The following is a 16,103-nucleotide window of genomic DNA, read 5'->3' on the forward strand; positions in this document are numbered from 1 at the left end:
CCATCGAGCCCCCATGGATGGGTTCACGGCGTGTCCCGCTTGCCCCCGCCCACCAGCCCAGACCATGAAGCCCAGACCATGAAGCCCAGCCAGCCGATGGCTGTTGCCGTTGCTCCCAGCGCAACGCGACGCCGCCGCGTCGCAAAAAACCTACACCAACACCAGCTCGATGCAGTCCACCGGGCAGGGAGGAATGCACAGCTCGCAACCGGTGCACAGATCGGCAATCACGGTGTGCATGTACTTGGCGCCACCGACAATGGCATCCACCGGGCAGGCCTGGATGCATTTGGTGCAGCCGATGCAATCGGCTTCCACGATCAATGCCACCTGCGGCGCCTTGTGCTCGCCGCGCGAGCGGTCGAACGCAACCGCAGGCACGCCCAGCACCTGCGCCAACGCCCGTGCGCCTGCGTCGCCACCCGGTGGGCAGCGGTCCACGCCCGCTTCGCCGCGCGCCATGGCCTGCGCATAGGGGCGGCAGCCGTCGTAACCGCACTGCCCGCATTGGGTCTGCGGCAGCACGCGGTCCAGGCGTTCGGTCAGGGGCGGGATCAGGCTCATGCGTGGCGAAGGCTGCGCGTAGGGGTTACTTCAAGGGTTTGCCACGGAACCAGCGTTCGTGGGCCAGCGCCAGCATCGGCCGGTCTTCGGAACTGTCACCGTAGGCATGGATGCGCACGTAGTGCGACAGATCGAACCGGCTGCGGATGTGCTCGACCTTGCGTGGGCCGCAGTCGCCGCCAGCATAGCGACCGGTCAGGCGGCCGTCCTGGGTTTCCAGCCGGTTGCAGATCAACTGCAGGCCCAACTGTTCGCACCACGGCCGCAGGTACAGGTCCAGCGAACCGGACACGATCACCACGGTGTGCTGCTGTTCCTTGTGCCAGCGGATCTGCTCCAGCATCTCCGGCCGTACCACCTCGGGCAGCACGTCACGCGAGAACCCTGCGGCAAGCGTGGTGATGTCGTCGCTGTGACGTTCGCTGAAGGCAAGGCGGGTGACGCGTGCGCGGATGCGTTCTGCCGAAATCAGCTTCAGCTTGTACGCGGCCAGCCATGGACCGATCTTCCACCACGCCTGTGCCAGCTGCTCGGCCGTGGCGACGCGGCGCAGGAAGCGGCCATAGGTATCGCAGGTGGTTACGGTGTGGTCGAAGTCGAACAGCGCCAGTTCCATTGCGTTGCCTCCCATCGCGTTGCTGCCGCTGACCGGTGCCGGCGGGCGCGGCTGCAGGGCCGCGCCCGCAGCGGGCATCAGCGGACCGGCATGCCCGGCTGTGCGCCGCTGTCGGCGTCCAGCAGTGCCAGTGCGCCGCCGTCGAAACCGGCCGACAGGATCATGCCCTCGCTCAGGCCGAAGCGCATCTTGCGCGGTGCCAGGTTGGCGATGAACACCACGCTGCGGCCGACCAGCGCTTCCGGCTCGCCGTAGCTGCCGCGGATGCCGGAGAAGATCTGGCGCTTGCCCAGTTCGCCGGCATCCAGTTCAAAACGCAGCAGCTTGTCCGAGCCTTCCACGAACTCGCACACCAGCACCTTGCCGATGCGCAGATCGAGCTTGGCGAAGTCGTCGATGCCGATCGTGGCCGGCGCATCGGCGTTGTTCGCTTCGGCTTTGGCGGCGACCGGCGCGGCCGGCTTGGCAGCTTCGCTCTTGGCGGCGGGGGCTGCAGCGGCGGTGGTCTGCAGGGTGTCCTTGGAGGCGTCGATCATGGCGTCAATCTTCTTCGGGTCGATACGGGTGAACAGCGGGGTGTAGTCGGTGATGCGATGGCCCAGCAGCGGCTGCGCCAGTTCGGTCCAGTCGTTCACCGGTGCGGCCAGGAAGGCCTCGGCCTGCGCGGCGGTGGCCGGCAGCACCGGCTTCAGGGCAGTGACCAGCACGCGGAAGAGGTTCAGGCCCTGGCTGCAGACGGCCTGCAGCTGTGCATCGGCACCGTCCTGCTTGGCGATCACCCACGGCTTCACATCATCGATGTAGCGGTTGGCTTCATCGGCCAGGGTCATGGTCAGACGGATGGCGGCGGCCGGGTCGTTGCGCTCGTAGGCTTCGCGGATCGGCGCCAGGCCATCGACGAAGCGCTGGTACTGCGCTGCGTCGGGCAGCTGCGCGGCCAGCACGCCGTCGAAGCGCTTGCTGATGAAACCGGCGCAGCGGCTGGCGAGGTTGACGAACTTGCCGACCAGATCCGCATTGACGCGCGCGATGAAGTCACCCAGGTTCAGGTCGAGATCGTCGACGCCACCACCGGACTTGGCCGCGAAGTAGTAACGCAGCGCTTCCGGTTCCAGGCCGGCATCGAGGAACGTACGCGCCATCACGAAGGTGCCGCGCGACTTGCTCATCTTGGCACCGTCCACGGTCAGGTAACCGTTGACGTGCAGGCGGGTCGGCGCGCGGTGGCCGGTGCCATGCAGCACCGCCGGCCAGAACAGGCCGTGGAAGTTGACGATGTCCTTGCCGAGGAAGTGGTGCAGCTCGGTGCTGGTGCCGGCGCGCAGGTGCGCCTCGAAGTCTTCGCCGATCCTGCTGCACAGGGTCTGGAAGCTGGACAGGTAGCCGATCGGCGCGTCCAGCCAGACGTAGAAGTACTTGCCCGGCTGGCCAGGAATCTCGAAGCCGAAATACGGCGCATCGCGCGAGATGTCCCACGCGCGCAGGCCACCTTCGGCATTGAGCCATTCGCCCAGCTTGGCCTTCACGCCTGGCAGGGCGACATCGCCGGCCAGCCAGTCGCGCAGGAAGCCATCGAAGTGGCCGACCTCGAAGAAGAAGTGTTCCGAATCGCGCATTTCCGGGGTGGCCCCGGAGATGACCGAACGCGGCTCCTTCAGGTCGGTCGGCGCATAGGTGGCGCCGCAGACTTCGCAGTTGTCGCCGTACTGGTCGGCGCTGCCGCAGTTGGGGCAGATGCCCTTGACATAGCGGTCGGGCAGGAACATGCCCTTGGCCGGGTCGTAGAACTGGGCCACCGAACGGCGGCTGATGTGGCCGGCCGCTTCCAGCTTCAGGTAGAACTGCTCGGTCAGCGCCTTGTTGGCTGCCGAATTGGTTGAGTCGTAGTGGTCGAAGGCAACGCCGAACGCGGCGAAATCGCGCTCGTGGCTGGCCTGGATGTTGGCGATGAAGGTTTCCGGGGACACCCCGGCCTTCTCGGCAACCAGCATGATCGGCGTGCCGTGGGTATCGTCGGCGCAGACGAACCAGGCCTTGCCGCCGCTCATTCGCCGCGCGCGCACCCAGATGTCAGCCTGGATGTAGCCGACCAGATGGCCCAGGTGCAGCGGGCCGTTGGCGTAGGGCAGGGCGGTGGTGACGAGCGCGGTACGGGTCATGGTCACGGGGTGCAGCCGAGGGGAACCGTGGATTATCGCATGCCCGCAACGCGGTGACCCGGCCGGAGCCGGGTCACCGGGGCGCTGCAGGGGCTGCTGCGCTTACTCGCGCACCCAGGTCTGGGTGCGGCAGATGAAGGCGATGCAGCCGGCCACATCCAGCTTGGTGCCGCCGGACTGCAGTTCCAGCTTGGACTTGTAGGTCTTGCCGTTGCCCGGGTCCAGGATGGTGCCGCCGGACCACTTGCTGGTGCTGCCCTTGTCCTGGGCCAGGTTCCAGAGGATGGTCATGCCGCGCACCGGCTTGTTCTTGTTGGCGCCTTCGCAACCGTCGCAGACCGGGTTCGGGCCCTTGTCCGAATGCAGGATCTCGACCACCCGGCCGGTCAGCGTGCCGTTGGCGGCCTGGCTGATCTCAACGATGGACTTCACCTTGCCGGTCTTGTCGTCGATGGTCTTCCAACGGCCGGCGGCACTGTCGGCGGCCTGCGCGGAGAGCGCGGCCAGGCACAGCGGCAGCGCCAGCAGCAGGGTCTTGAAGGTCTTGCGCATGGTCCCCTCCCAGGGTTCATTCCGGCACGATGCCGGTACGGTTCGACTGTATACCCATTCGGCAGGGTATGGGGAAGGGGGGGGGCTTCGGCCGGGCGGCGCCCGGCCCCCCCCGACGCCACCGGCCGGGGCCACTCCAAAAACGGGCCTTCGTGGGATGTGGGGGGTGGGGGGCGCGGGGGGGGGGGGGGGGGGGGGGGTGTTCGTTGGATTTTTATAATTTATGGTGGGGGCGTTCAGACCTTGGGGGACACCGACCTAAAACTGGCCCCAACCCCGCCTTCGACAGATCGCTGCAATCTGCAGTAGATCCACGCCATGCGTGGATGAATGCCTGTCGATTGAAAACGATCAACCGGTCTCGTACAGCTCCAGCGGCAGGCCGTCCGGGTCGGCGAAGAAGGTGAAGCGGCGGCCGGTGTATTCGTCCACGCGGATCGGCTCGCAGTCCACGCCGTGCGCGGCCAGCCTTGCGATGAACGGGTCCAGTGCGGCCACCCGGAATGCGAGGTGGCGCAGGCCCTGGGCTTCGGGCCGGCTGGGGCGCGGCGGCGGTGCGGGGAAGGAGAACAGTTCCAGCTGGCCACCATCGGGCAGGGCCAGGTCCAGCTTCCAGGAATCGCGGGCGCTGCGATGGTTCTCTGCCAGTACGCGCAGGCCGAGGATGCGCACGTAGAAATCCCGGGAACGCTCGTAGTCGCTGCAGATCAGTGCGGCATGGTGAATGCCCAGCAGCCCCGTGGTATCGGTTGTCATTGCAGGGTGTCCAGCCAGCGCTGGGCGATCTTCAACGCCAGCGGATAGGGTTCGGGACCGTCGCGGTTGCTCAGCACGATCACCGTCAGGCGCTTGTCCGGGTAGCGCACGATGACATTGCGGAAGCCGATGCTCTCGCCGCTGTGCCATTGCGCGCGGCCGTTCAGGCGCCAACCGAAACCGTAGTGCGGCACGTCGGGTTCGCCGGTGGCTGTGGCCGGGCTGAACATCGCCCTGCGCGAGACGGCCGACAACAGGCGGTCGTCATACAACGCAGCATCCCAGCGTGCCAGGTCGTCCAGCGACGAATAGATGCCGCCATCGCCGAGTACGGCGCTGGTGGTGCTCTGGTCCGTGCGCTGCCAGTGCCCGTCGATGCGGCTGTAGCCATAGGCGCGTGCGGCAACGGTGTCGATGCCGTCCTGATGGGCCACGGTGTGTGCCATGCCCAGCGGAGTGAAGATGCGCTGCTGCAGGAAACGGGCGTAATCCACGCCGGCGCTGCGCTGCACGATCAACGCCAGCAGCGCATAGCCGCTGTTGCTGTAACGGTACTGCGTGCCGGCCGCGAAGTTGAGGCGGTCCTGGCGGGCCAGCAGGGCCAGCACGTCGGCATCGTGTACCTGCCTGGTGTCGGCCGGATCCATCAGGTCTTCGTAGTCGGGCAGGCCACTGGTGTGCGACAGCAGTTGGCGCAGGGTGATCGTTGCCGCAGCGGGTGGCAGTTCCGGCAGCCAGCGCCGCGCCGGCTGGTCCAGTGCCAGCCTGCCATCTTCCACCAGCAGCAGCACTGCCGCAGCGGTGAACTGCTTGCTGACCGAGGCCAGCCGGAAGTTGCTGGCGGGCGTCACGGCGGTAGCGTCTTCAACCACGGCCAGGCCATAGCCGCGGCGGAACACCGGTTGGCCGTCGTGCAGCACAAGCACGGCCGCGCCTGGCACCTGGCCATCGTAGGCCTGCATCAGGCCGTCGATGCCGGCATCTGCAGGTCCCACCGGCGCTGCCATCGAGGGAATCGACGGCAGCAGGGCGAGGGCAGCGGCACATAGCAGGACGGCAGGGCGCATGGCGGTTCCGGACGTGTCAGGGCGCGGGCGCCGCCGTGGCCGGTTGCTCCAGCCAGCGATCGATCTTGTGCCCCAGCACGTCCAGCGGCATCGAGCCGTCCTTCAGCACTTCGGCATGGAAGCGACGCAGGTCGAACGCCGCACCCTGGCGTGCCTTGGCCTTGTCGCGCAGGGCAACGAGGGTGGTCAGGCCGGCCACGTTCGACAACGCCTGGCCGGGCTGGGCCATGATCCGTTCCACTTCGGCGTTGGCGTCGTCGCTGCTCATGTCCGCGGTTTTCTGCAGGTACGTCACTGCCTGCTGCTTGCTCCAGCCCTGCGCATGCACGCCGGTATCGGCGACCACGCGCGCTGCACGCAGCAGCCGCGAGTACAGGTAGCCGATGCGGTCGTATGGGTCCTTGTAGACGCCAAGCTCGTCGCCCAGCGTTTCCGCATACAGGCCCCAGCCTTCGACGAACGCCAGATCGCCGCCAAGGCGACGGAAGCGCGGCAGCTTGGACAGTTCCTGCTGCAGGCCCAGCTGCACGTGGTGGCCCGGGATGGCTTCGTGCAGGTACTGCACCGGCACATTCCAGCGCTTGCGGCTGGGCAGGTCGCGGGTGTTGACCAGCAGTACACCGGGTTGTCCCGGCGGCGAGGGCTGGTAGGAAGCGGCCGCGGCAGTCGCAGCACGTTCCGGTTCGACCGCGTGGATCACCAGCGATGCCTTGGGCAGGGTATCGAGCACCTGCGGCAGTTGGGCATCGACCTGCTGCTGCACCTGGCGGTAGCGGTTGAGCAGCGCATTGGCATCGCTGTACTGGAACTGGCGGTCGTTGCGCATGCTGCGCAGCAGCTTGGCCTGTGAGCTGCGCAACTTGCCATCGCGCATCACCGTGGCGATCTGCGCCTGCAGCTCCTGCACGCGCTGTTCGCCCAGCGCGTGCAGCTGCGCGGCGGTCTGCTCGCTTGCCGTGGTCTGCACGATCAGGTTGGCGTACCACGCCTGTCCGTTGGGCAGCGCGCCCAGGCCACTGCTGCTGCGGGTCGCCGGCAGGTATTCGGTGGCGATGAAGCCGCGCAGCGCGCGGTAGGCCGGCATGATGCGCAGTTCGATCATGCGCTTGTACTCGGCGCTGATGCGCGCCTTGTCTTCGGCGGAAATCGATTCGGGCATGGTGCGGATCGGCGACCAGAAGATGCTTTCTTCGGCGGTGGGCTTGATCACCGCATCCAGCTGCGGCAGCACCTTTTCCATCAGGTCGCGCGGTTGCACCACGCCGGCCTTCATGCCCTGGCGCATGTTGTCGATGGCCTGGTCGAACAGCTCCGGGATGCCCAGCGAGCGCCGCGACCAGGTGTCGTAATCCTTGGCGGTGTTGAATGGCTGTGCGCCAGCACCGGCGCCGAGGATGGCCATGATGCTGCCGACGTTGTAGTACTGGCTGATCGGCATCATCCAGCTCGGGTAACGCTCGGCGGCCAGCGATGCGCGGGCGTCGCGCACGAAGATCTCGTAGCTGAGCAGGTCCTGGCCCTGCAGGCCGTCACTGCCGACCTTCTCGACCTTGCCCAGCCACTCGGTGGTGAAGTCGTGCGATTGCTGGCGCCAGGCGGCGGAGAGGATGTTGGGCAACTGGTCGTTGTAACGCGGTTCGCCCTGGAAGGTGGCCTGCAGCGGGTTCAACCGCATCGAGGCATCCCAGTATTCGTCATACAGCCGCTCCAGCTGCACCTGCTTGGGGACGGCGCGGGCGGGAGCAACCGGTCGCGGCGCGGCGCGGCGCGCCGAGCTGCCACGCGCCGGTGTGGTGGCGCGTGCACCGGGCCGCGCCTTGGGCTTGGCAGCCTGGCGGCTCTGCGCGGCGGCGGGGCGGGTGCCCTTTTTCTTCGCTGCTTCGGCCGGCGCAACGGCGCTGAACAGGAACAACGCGGCGATGGCGGCGGCCAGGACGCGGGGGGAATACGGCATCAAGAAGCTTCCGTGGAACACAGACCGTGGAGCTTGCACGATCCGGGCGCGTACGGCCAGCGTGAAGCCGCAGTCAGCTTGCGCGGCGCTGGGGCTTCAGTCAGCCGCAGCGGCTGCGCGCAGGTCGGCGGCGCGCTGTTGGCCCAGATAGCCGGTGATCGCGCGCCGCATCAGGTACAGCAACGGAATCAGCGCGATCGCAAAGCCCATCTTGTACACATAGTTGACGCTGCTGACGGCCAGGAACAACGAGGTTGGCCAGTGCTGCGGGCCCAGCACGAAGGCGATCCAGATCACCACGAAGCTGTCCACCAGCTGCGACACCGCGGTCGAGCCGGTGGCGCGCAGCCATACGTGGCGCTCGCCGGTCGCCTGGCGGATGCGGTGGAACACCGCCACGTCGATCAGCTGCCCGAACAGGAACGCCACCAGCGAGCCGCCAATGGTCCACATGCCCTGGCCGAACACGGCGGCGAACGCGGCCTGGTAGTCGGGCACGCCGTGGCCTGCCATCGAGGTCACCCACCAGCTGGCCGGGGCCAGCGAGATCGCGGCGAATGCGAACAGGAAGCCATAGGAGATCAGCACCACGGCCAGCCACGAGATGAAACGCACGCCGCGCTTGCCGAAGAACTCGTTGATGGTGTCGGTCATGATGAACACCACCGGCCACAACAACGTACCGGCGGTGAAGCTCAACGATCCGGTCTGGCCGAACAGGTTCCAGTTCAACGGGTCGATGCCGAGTGTGTCTTCCAGTGCGAAGATCTTCACCCCGATCAGTTCGGCGAGTACGGCGTTGCCGCAGAAGAACGCGGCAAGCACGATGAACAGCAGGACTGCGCGGTCCTGCAGCGGGCGCGCGTGCGGCGCTTCGCTCATTCGGAACGGTCGCCGGCGCGGGTGAACGGCACGCTGGCGGGGGCCACGGCACCACCGGAAATGATGAAGCTCATCGCCTGGTCCACGGTCCAGTCGGTCGGGGTGAGCAGCTCGACCGGCACGATTTCCAGGTAGCCCGACGTCGGGTTGGGCGTGGTGGGTACGTAGACCGCAGCCAGCTCGCGGTCGGTGCCCTGTTCCTTGATGACCCGGGTGACCAGACCAACCGATTTCATGTCGCGGTGCGGGAAGTCGATCAGCACCACGCGCTGGGTGCTGCCCGGCTCGGTCTGCAGCATGTCCAGCAGCTTCTTGGCGCTGTCATAGATGATGCTGGCCAGCGGAATGCGCTTGATGATCGCGCCGACCCAGCGCAACAGCCGCTGGCCGACCACACGGCGACTGGCCACGCCGACGGCCAGGATCACCAGCAGGGTGGCGAGCAGGGCAATGGTGTTCTGGATCCACTCGGCACGCACCCAGCCCAGGTAATGGGGGAAGCTGGTTGCGATCTGTTCCGACAGCGGCACCACCAGCGGGCTGGAAATGCCCGACAGCAGCACGAACACGAATTTGACCACCACCCAGGTCAGCCAGATCGGCAGCAGGGTCAGTAGGCCGGTCAGGAACAGGCGCTGCAGGGAGGGGCGGGGAACCAGGGCGGGGGCATCGAGCGACATGCGCGCATTGTAGCGGTCGCGGCCACTCGATTACGCTGCCGGATGGCGGCGTTGGCCATACAGGGAAGGGATGCTGTGTTGAGGATTCTGCGAGGGGTGGGACGGGTGCTGCTGGGCCTGGTGCTGGCGGTCATTGCGGTGTGGCTGCTGTCCAGGTTCTGGCCACTGACGGGCGAGCAACGACAGGACATCCAGCGCCTGCAGGCCGTGCAGCCGCCGCAGGGGCGCAATGGCTTTGCGCTGCTGTGGACGCTGCAGTTCGATGGATTGGACATGACGCAGCGGGAGGTCGCGTTGGCACAGGACCTGCAACGCTGGCAGGCTACCCCGGAGCAGCAGGCGCTGCAGTCGATCCTGGCGGTCGACCATCCCCGCGTGGCATCCAGCGCGGTGGCCCGCTGCAATGCCCATACTGCCGATTGCCTTGCGCAGGTGCGCCGCGATCCCCAGCGCTTTGCCGACGCCCACGCCGGGCACGCCGGCCTGCATGCGCGGTTGGGCCAGCTGGCCGACTTCGATCGCTTCGACTCGCCGTTCCAGGCATCGGGAACGGCAGCACTGATGCCATTTCCGGAGTACGTGCTGCTGTTCGACGGCAGTGCCGTCTCCGCGCAGGCATTCGCCCAGGGGGACACCGCCGCTGCACTCGACAGCAGTTGCCGGACGCTGCGGTTCGGGCGGCGACTGATGCACACCGGCAGCACCCTGCTGGACAGCATGATGGGCGCGGCCCTGGTACGCAGCAGCGCACAGTTGCTGGGTGACATGCTGGTGGAACTGCCGCCGGACCACGCGCTGCCTGCCGCGTGCGCGGCCGCGTTGCAGCCGTTGCAGGCCGATGAGCAGAGCCTGTGCCGGGCCATGCAGGGCGAGTTTGCGATGAACACGGCCGCCGTCGATGCGTCCATCCAGTCTGCGGGTGCGGGCCTTCTGCTGGACCGCGACCACACGCTGGCCCGGGTCGCCGGGAAGTTCGGCTGGGCATGTCGGCCGGCGGCCGCCGAGGCGCTGGCAGCCGATGTCCCGCCAGCCGTGCCTCCCCCGTCCCGATGGGACGTCGGCTGCCTGGCCAATGCGCTGGGGTGCACGTTGAGCGACATCGCCGGGCCTGCCTACGTGGAATATGCCGCGCGCAGCCAGGACGCGGCGGCGATGGTGCGCCTGCTCGGCGCGCAGCGGTGGTTGCGGCAACAGACCGATCCGCCTGCGCAGGCACTGACGCGGCTGCCGCCGCAATGGCATTCGCCCGCCCGCACTCCCACCGTGTCTGCCGATGGTCGTTACCTGCAGGTAGCGCAACGTGCGCCGGCGCGCGATGGCGAGCAGGGTCCGTATCTATCGATACGGCTGCGCGCCGACTGACCGGGGCTCAGCCAGCGCCGCGCAGCGGGTCGAACGCCCAGCCATCGCCCACGCTGTCCAGTGTCCATCGCCGGCCATCGCGCAGCGGCTGCCAGCGCACCTGTTCCTTGTCCTCGAAGGTGCTGCCTTCGACGAACTTCACCTTGCGGGTGGAAAAGTTGATGCTCATCTGCTCGGTCTGCCCGGAGTTGCGCATCACCGAGTCACGGTCGTAGCCGATCAGCGCGAAGTCGCCGTCCTGCCAGCGGAAGGTGTAGCTGGTGGCACCGCTGTACCAGCTGCCGGCGCTGGTCCACGAATACAGCGCGACCATCAGTGTGCCGTGCTGGATGAACACCCCGCCATCTTCGTCGAGCACATCGCTCGCGGCGGCATCGTCCGGTCGCGGAATGAGGACGTGGTTCTGCGCGGCCAGCACGTAGCCGGACGGGCGTGACCAGGCGATGGCGAGGATACGCGGGTTGCTGTCAAAGGGGGACGGCCCGAATCCATCGTGCTCGACCACGTTGCGCCGGTCCTGCTGGCGCAGCACCAGCGCCAGATCGGCGCGGCCATCCTGGTCGAGATCGCCTTCTGCGCGGTACTCCAGCGTCCACCCTGCAGGTACGAAGCCTTCGGCGCTGGTGGCCTGTGCCGGCAGGTCCGGATAGTGCACCGGCGGCAGCTCCACGGCGAAGGCGGCAGAGGGCAGGGCGCTGATGGCCGCAGCAAGAACGAGCAGGCGCATGGGGGGCCTCCGTGGCAGGGCTGCGCAGGATAGCCGAGCGCCCCACGGCATGCTTTACCGTGCGTGCGGTTTCAGTCGCAGATAGACCTGCTTGCGCACCTGCGCCACCACCTCGCCGGCCTCATCGACCACGTCGTTGCTGAACCAGCGCAGCACCTTGTTGCCGTCGGCCGCTTCGGCGCGCAGCGCGTCTAGCAGGGCGTCATCGATATGGAACGAGGTCCGCACCGTGCCGCGGCCGGGCTTGAGGAAGTCGATCGCACCGGCGCGGTCCCACACGTAGTAGTCCCGCCCCAGGGTGTGCATCAGGCCCAGCATCCAGAACGGGTCGGTCATCGCAAACAGGCTGCCGCCGAAATGGGTGCCTTGAAAAAAACATGGCTAATGAGCTTCCACATACTTTTTACAAGGGAATACATGTCACAACCCGTGTAAATGAGTTCCTACATAGGTTTCGGTCGTTCCCGTCAAGACCAGCCGGGCCCGGTCTCCTTGGAGAAGAGACAAGGCCTGATTGGATAGACCCAGGAGAATTTCAGGGTCAAGAAATGCGATGAATGCCCTTTTTTTCGCGCATCTTGAATGAACTTACGTCCAGCTCGGAAAATCCAGCTGGAGGTTCGTATGCACGCCTAGAATTCTTGTCGCCGACCACGAAAGCTCATCGTGGGATCGCCATTCTTGTCGTGGTATCCTTGTAAGTCTTTGATTCGCAAGGGCGGCGCCTCCTGCGCCAGATAGACGACAAATATTCATGTCCTGCCAGCACCCGTCACCACTCGCTGTTCGAGTTGTCTTGCGGGTTGATCGCCTAAGGATGTTCGTCACCTCTGCGGCGAGTAGCTCATCCGTGCTGACCAGCCATGTGCTTCTTATGAAGTCTGGAGCATCAGCGCTGACGTCTCGCTCATAGAAGCCGGCCTGAGTGCCGGCTTCTACGCTTCCTGACTAGGTGGTCACCTTGGCCGGCAGCGTTGCCACAGGCAGCAGGGGTTCAAGCTGCGTGTAGGCTTCGCGTACCCGGTCATAGATGTCGGGATGCTTGGCGGAGGTGATCGTCACCACCAGTGCATAGCTCAGCTGGGGAAGTCGCGATGGCGCTGCGCTGCGGCCTGGTGTGCGGGCCATGTAATGCACGTCGAAGACCGGCCGCTTGAGCGACTTGGCGTACTTAGTCAACGTCGCATCACGCACAGTGTCCCACTTCAGCGAGTCAGTCCGGAGGGCTTGCTCGGTGCCTCTCCCTACACCTTCGAAAAAGGTGTCTGTTGCAGGGAACCGGGGATCAGGTGTCCAGTTCGGCGCAGCATTCCTGGGGCGATTGAATTTTTCCGCATGTGGTCGGAAAGTAACGCCCAAGCCTGCCCTGGTGTAGTCGCCGGGTGCATGCGGGTCAGTCTCGCAGAGATAGCAGAACGTGGCTCGGATCGTGATCTTTCCCAGAAGCCCTGACTCTGGGACAGGAATTGGGATACGCCTGACCTTAGAGGCATCCAGCTTACCCAGATAGAGGATTCGCACGCTGTTGTCGGGGCAGACCGTAATGTTGGCCACATCGGTCGGAGCAAGGCCCCAGCCAACCTCCTCCCTAGGGTGCTCGCTTCGCTCTGAGGCATGAATGATCAGGGCGCGAACGGCCAGTGGCGTGAAAGAGCTACCAAAATGGGCACGAACGGCCGTGGCCATCCGCATCACCGCCGGTGCTGAGAAGCTAGTGCCGGTGCTTTGGGCAAGAACGCCACCTGGGAAGAGAAAGCTAAACCGATCCTCATCTACGCCGCCGAAGTGAACCAGGTCCGGCTTGACCAGCCCCGGCGAGCGCCCTGGTCCGATGGAGCTGTAGGGCGCACGCTTCCAGCCAACTTCGTTGCTATTGCTTGCGCCAATGGCCAGCGCATTGACGCAGTCACTGGGGATTTGAATGCGGTTGTCAGGTGGAGGGAGATCACCATGGTTGCCGACGGCGATGGTCCCCAGAGTCGACGACTGGTGGAAGTGATCGTCAAGCAGAGTAGTCCACGCGCTGATCTTGTCCGGGCCTGTAATTTCCTCTGGCCCGATACTCAGTGAGACGAACTCGTAGGCACGGGAGTTCAAGATCTTTTCGATATACAGCATGACGCTGTAGAGCCCTCGGTCGGCGGTGCTTTCGCCGATACAGCGGTAGTGATCAACATGGCAATAAGGCCTGGCCTGAAGGCCTGGCTTCATGTGGCCAAACAGAAGCGCCGAGGTAACCGCCGTGCCATGGGCCAGCCCCTCAGCGGTCGCAGCTCCGATGCCATCGGCCGCTGTAGGCTCAATGCGGCTCGCCCATTTCTTGAATGGGTGATCAAGGGGAAGACCTCCGTCGAACACAGCTACTCTGCAGTCTGGATCAACAGGGCCATCGGCCGGCAGAATTACCGCAGGGGTGATTCGAGCGGAGCGCATCACCTGTGGCGCGTCAACGGCTCGAACCTTGGGCATGGGCCTGATGGCGCGAACGAAGGAGAAGTCTGCCAGCTTCTTGGCCGCCTCGGCGGTACCGCGTGCTTCCAAGAACCAGAGGCCTCTTGCCTGATAGCTTTGCTCGGAAATATCCAGGCCGCACTCTACGGCGAATGCATTGAATTGTGTTTCCCAGCGATAGTCCCTAAGCGGGTCATAGTGCATCACCACTTCCAAAGTCGACCGGCTCTTCGGAAGCTTTGTCTGAATTCGCTCCTCTCTGGTCTGAGCCTCGATGTACTCAATCTTCAGAATGTCCTCGGCTAAGGGATCATCGGGCTCCAGCTTGACGATCCTCTCCGCTAGTTTCTGGAAGGAGGCTTTTTCGCCCGCAAGAAACAGGATCGTAGAGGCTGCACCGCCTGGCAGATTGTGTCCTCGCCCTAGTCGCGGCTTAACGAATTTGGGCATGCTGCCAACGAATCGAAGTCCGGCAGAGCGGATGAGCTCATCAGGAAACGCGGAGCGTGAGTAGTAACTAGGATGCAGCGTCACCATAGACACTACATTTCCCTGTGGGCAAGCTGCGTCAGGCAGCCAATTAAAGGTCTTCAACTGCTCCTTGAGCAAAGGAGCAAGATGATTTCGTTGCAAGTCGAGAGTGTACGTCGGCTCGCCTGGCATACTGTTGTTTGGATAGTGACCTTGGGTGGTAAGCGTTTCACCCAGTCCCAATAGGAACTTCGGCTGTTCCGTCATCTTTGCTCACTCCTTGCAGTGCACTCTTGAGTGTGTCGCGAGCGATCTTTGTAATCCGACTCGCTTCGCGCTGGGGTACCTTCAAGTCTTGGACCAAGCTAACAGCGACTCGCTTCCTGCCTTCCTTGGACATGGCGTCGATCTTTTCCTGCACTACTTCTTTGACGGCACTTGCGCCTTCCTTCTGACCACCCAGAATTGTTGATCGACGAATCCTGTTCAGATCCCGGACAAAGTCGCTGTAGGAAGTCTCGGCCAAGAGTTCGGCAAGCAATTCCGTCCAAGTCGGCGGTACCTTGGTCGGGGTGCTGGCTCCCAGACTCTTGCCCAATGCGGCAAGCTGGGACGCATCTGGGCGCGGGAAGGTGATGGTCTGCTCAAAGCGTCTGATGACAGCCGTATCCAGCAGTTGCACATGGTTGGTGGCAGCAATGAGTAGATGAGTGGATGGCCATAGGTCGATCTCCTGCAGCAGCACTGTGACCAGTCGCTTCAGTTCACCTATATCACCGGCATCGTCACGTCGCTTCGCAATCGCATCGATCTCATCAAGTAGCAGCACGCAGGGCGTACGCTTGGCAAACTGAAATACCTGTCTTAGGTTCGTGCCTGACTTGCCTAGCAGGGAGCTGAGGATGGTGGCTAGGTCCAGGATCACCAGCGGGAGGCCCAAGGACGCGGCCACTTCACGGGCACTCTCGGTCTTGCCAACACCGGGCGGGCCGCAAAACAGCACAGCCTTAGGAGCACTAAGCCCATTCTCTCGGAGGCGACGGTAACCCTTGCGCTCAGCCACCAGTTGGCGCAGTTGGCGATCGACCACTGCGTCCCAGATGAGTGCATGAGCGGCCTTGGGCTCGTCTTCAATGCGGACCAAGTCCAGATTGGACTCTGGATCGGTCGGGGGCAGAAGGTGTTCGTGTTCGGTGATATCCAGCCGACGCGTGGCCCGGGCAGCCACCTCGCCAGCCCCGCTTGACGGGGGGAATACGGATTGCTGCAGCAAGTCTGCCAGCTCGTCACCTTGTGCTCTCAGCTGGCGAATCAACCTGAGGGCCTGAATCTTAACTCGTTCAGAGTCGCCCGCAGCGCCGAGACGCGCGAAGTGGACCAATTCGCTCCGGAAACTTTCGGCCGGGCTTCGATATTTCATAAGGCATTGATCCAGAACATATTTTATAAGTCCGTTGCTGGACTAGTCCGTGGAGTGTTGCATAGCGTATGGGCTTGTGCAATTGTAGATGTTGCAAAAAACCATCGAATAACGCATGAGCGTTTAGGCTGCAAAGGCATACGCAATCGAGCGTCGTACTCTGCCGAGGCCCGTGGTTCATAGGAGCAACATCGATGAAGACAGTTAGCGCAAAGGCCACGCTCTCCAAGAACGCCAAATCTCTCTTGGAGACGAGGGAGGGGGCGCGTGACCTGATGCGGTCAGTTATTGAAGCGCAGGTTCGATCGGTCTCGATTGAGCGTGCCGGTGCTCCGCTGCGTAGCAAGAACGGCAAGTTCATCTTCGTCACCGAGCGGCCTAGCTCGAAGACCGCTAAGACAGCGCCCAAGGTGTAACTGAGTGGGACTGAGTCTTTCGGTCC

14 protein-coding genes and 1 pseudogene are annotated in these 16,103 nt (G+C 64.5%); 2 read left to right on the forward strand and 13 right to left on the reverse strand.

Going from position 1 to position 16,103, the window contains the following annotated elements; translation table 11 throughout:
* Positions 1 to 150 precede the first annotated feature (150 nt).
* The 9 genes from rnfB to ACVOLJ_RS08520 form a co-directional block, all read right to left on the reverse strand.
* On the reverse strand, positions 151 to 564 hold the full coding sequence (gene rnfB / locus ACVOLJ_RS08480) for an Rnf electron transport complex subunit RnfB (protein WP_475280448.1): 414 nt from the start codon (positions 562 to 564) through the stop codon (positions 151 to 153).
* 25 nt (positions 565 to 589) lie between these two features.
* Positions 590 to 1,180, reverse strand: coding sequence for an HAD family hydrolase (locus ACVOLJ_RS08485; protein ID WP_481563956.1), 591 nt, complete (start codon positions 1,178 to 1,180; stop codon positions 590 to 592).
* Between the two features lie 77 nt (positions 1,181 to 1,257).
* Positions 1,258 to 3,339 carry a methionine--tRNA ligase gene (metG, locus tag ACVOLJ_RS08490; protein WP_481563917.1) on the reverse strand — a complete coding sequence of 694 codons (2,082 nt, stop codon included), beginning with the start codon at positions 3,337 to 3,339 and terminating at the stop codon, positions 1,258 to 1,260.
* 102 nt (positions 3,340 to 3,441) lie between these two features.
* A complete protein-coding gene (locus ACVOLJ_RS08495; RefSeq protein ID WP_100553177.1) occupies positions 3,442 to 3,891 on the reverse strand; it encodes a DUF2147 domain-containing protein in 450 nt (149 codons plus the stop codon).
* 351 nt (positions 3,892 to 4,242) lie between these two features.
* The gene (gloA2, locus tag ACVOLJ_RS08500; RefSeq protein ID WP_481563918.1) at positions 4,243 to 4,647 is read right to left on the reverse strand and encodes an SMU1112c/YaeR family gloxylase I-like metalloprotein; all 405 of its coding nucleotides are present in this window, start codon (positions 4,645 to 4,647) and stop codon (positions 4,243 to 4,245) included.
* The gene (locus ACVOLJ_RS08505) at positions 4,644 to 5,714 is read right to left on the reverse strand and encodes a serine hydrolase domain-containing protein (protein WP_481563919.1); all 1,071 of its coding nucleotides are present in this window, start codon (positions 5,712 to 5,714) and stop codon (positions 4,644 to 4,646) included. The genes gloA2 and ACVOLJ_RS08505 overlap by 4 nt, the downstream gene beginning before the upstream one ends.
* Before the next feature lie 16 nt (positions 5,715 to 5,730).
* A complete protein-coding gene (locus ACVOLJ_RS08510; protein WP_481563920.1) occupies positions 5,731 to 7,668 on the reverse strand; it encodes a DUF885 domain-containing protein in 1,938 nt (645 codons plus the stop codon).
* A 96-nt stretch (positions 7,669 to 7,764) separates the two neighbouring features.
* Positions 7,765 to 8,550: a queuosine precursor transporter gene (locus ACVOLJ_RS08515; RefSeq protein ID WP_475280442.1), complete on the reverse strand. Its 786-nt coding sequence runs from the start codon at positions 8,548 to 8,550 to the stop codon at positions 7,765 to 7,767.
* Positions 8,547 to 9,230: a DUF502 domain-containing protein gene (locus tag ACVOLJ_RS08520; protein WP_475280441.1), complete on the reverse strand. Its 684-nt coding sequence runs from the start codon at positions 9,228 to 9,230 to the stop codon at positions 8,547 to 8,549. The genes ACVOLJ_RS08515 and ACVOLJ_RS08520 overlap by 4 nt, the downstream gene beginning before the upstream one ends.
* 75 nt (positions 9,231 to 9,305) lie before the next feature.
* Here ACVOLJ_RS08520 and ACVOLJ_RS08525 point away from each other — a divergent pair, with 75 nt between their 5' ends.
* Positions 9,306 to 10,592, forward strand: coding sequence for a hypothetical protein (locus ACVOLJ_RS08525; RefSeq protein ID WP_481563921.1), 1,287 nt, complete (start codon positions 9,306 to 9,308; stop codon positions 10,590 to 10,592).
* A gap of 7 nt (positions 10,593 to 10,599) precedes the next feature.
* On the opposite strand, the gene ACVOLJ_RS08530 is transcribed toward ACVOLJ_RS08525, so the two are convergent.
* The 4 genes and pseudogenes from ACVOLJ_RS08530 to ACVOLJ_RS08545 all read right to left on the reverse strand — a co-directional run bounded on the left by ACVOLJ_RS08530 (position 10,600) and on the right by ACVOLJ_RS08545 (position 15,661).
* Complete coding sequence (locus tag ACVOLJ_RS08530; protein ID WP_481563922.1) at positions 10,600 to 11,319, reverse strand: hypothetical protein; 720 nt, start codon at positions 11,317 to 11,319, stop codon at positions 10,600 to 10,602.
* Between the two features lie 54 nt (positions 11,320 to 11,373).
* A pseudogene (locus ACVOLJ_RS08535) lies at positions 11,374 to 11,685 on the reverse strand (DUF4442 domain-containing protein); the annotation flags it as partial.
* A 582-nt stretch (positions 11,686 to 12,267) separates the two neighbouring features.
* Positions 12,268 to 14,508 (reverse strand): S8 family peptidase, encoded by a 2,241-nt coding sequence (locus tag ACVOLJ_RS08540; protein ID WP_481563923.1) that lies wholly within the window; start codon positions 14,506 to 14,508, stop codon positions 12,268 to 12,270.
* Positions 14,471 to 15,661, reverse strand: coding sequence for an AAA family ATPase (locus tag ACVOLJ_RS08545; RefSeq protein ID WP_481563924.1), 1,191 nt, complete (start codon positions 15,659 to 15,661; stop codon positions 14,471 to 14,473). The genes ACVOLJ_RS08540 and ACVOLJ_RS08545 overlap by 38 nt, the downstream gene beginning before the upstream one ends.
* Positions 15,662 to 15,855: 194 nt before the next feature.
* Here ACVOLJ_RS08545 and ACVOLJ_RS08550 point away from each other — a divergent pair, with 194 nt between their 5' ends.
* On the forward strand, positions 15,856 to 16,077 hold the full coding sequence (locus ACVOLJ_RS08550; RefSeq protein ID WP_481563925.1) for a hypothetical protein: 222 nt from the start codon (positions 15,856 to 15,858) through the stop codon (positions 16,075 to 16,077).
* Positions 16,078 to 16,103: the final 26 nt, after the last annotated feature.

The organism is Stenotrophomonas sp. STEN046 (genome assembly GCF_056759755.1).